At 67.5% G+C, this 985-nt stretch carries 2 protein-coding genes; both read left to right on the top strand.

The features are described from left to right. The coding region (locus MOV74_RS39005) for a shikimate kinase (protein ID WP_309486885.1) at nucleotides 1-286 on the top strand (286 nt) is incomplete at its 5' end. Then, nucleotides 283-985 (top strand): 3-dehydroquinate synthase (locus MOV74_RS39000; RefSeq protein ID WP_246932919.1); only part of this gene is annotated, 703 nt, incomplete at its 3' end. The genes MOV74_RS39005 and MOV74_RS39000, both read left to right, overlap by 4 nt.

Below are 985 nucleotides of genomic sequence, written 5' to 3'. Positions count from 1 at the left end.
GGCAAAGGCGGTGTCGATCTGGCTCAGGGCGGACCATGACGTCATCATGCGCCGCGTGCGCCGCCGCGCCGACCGCCCGCTGCTCCAGACCGCCGATCCCGAAGGAACCGTGACGCGCCTGCTCACCGAGCGCGAGCCGGTCTACAGCCATGCCGACCTCACCATCGCCTCGCGTGACGTGCCGCACGACAGAATCGTCGAGGAGTGCATCGAGGCGCTGCGCGCACATCTTTGCGGCGAACAGGCCGCTCAACCACCTGCCGACATTGCGAGTGCCATCCGATGACTGCGCCGTTGAAACATTCCGATCCTGTCAATGTCGAGGTCGCGTTGGGGTATCGCGCCTATGACATCGTCATCGGCCGCGGCGTGATGGCCTCGCTCGGCGAGCGCGTGGCGCGTTTGCGTCCCGGCGTGCGCACCGCGATCGTGACGGATCGCAACGTCGCAAAGCACTGGCTCGAGCCCGCCGAGGTCTCGCTCGCGGCGAGTGGCATCCCGACCTCGCGCATCGTCGTCGAGGAAGGCGAGATCTCCAAGACCTATGCCGGCCTGGAAAAGGTCAGCGAAGCCCTGATCGCCGCGAAAATCGAGCGCAACGATCTCGTCATCGCGCTCGGCGGCGGCGTGGTCGGCGATCTCGCCGGCTTTGCCGCGGCGATCCTGCGCCGCGGGGTCGATTTCGTGCAGGTGCCGACCTCGCTGCTGGCGCAGGTCGATTCCAGCGTCGGCGGCAAGACCGGCATCAACTCGCCGCAGGGCAAGAATTTGCTCGGCGCCTTCCACCAGCCGGTGCTGGTCATCGCCGACACCGCCGTGCTCGACACGCTGTCGCCGCGCCAGTTCCGCGCCGGCTATGCCGAGGTCGCCAAATACGGCGTGCTCGGCGACGAGGCCTTCTTCACCTGGCTGGAAAAGAACCATGCCGACATCTTCAAGGGCGGCTCGGCGCGCGAGCACGCGATCGCGACCTCCTGCCGCGCCA

Origin of the sequence: Bradyrhizobium sp. SHOUNA76, from assembly GCF_023006445.1 — a bacterium.
GTDB lineage: Bacteria > Pseudomonadota > Alphaproteobacteria > Rhizobiales > Xanthobacteraceae > Bradyrhizobium.
The sequence above is the reverse complement of the archived record's forward strand: the minus strand, read 5'-3'. Positions and strand labels throughout refer to the sequence as shown.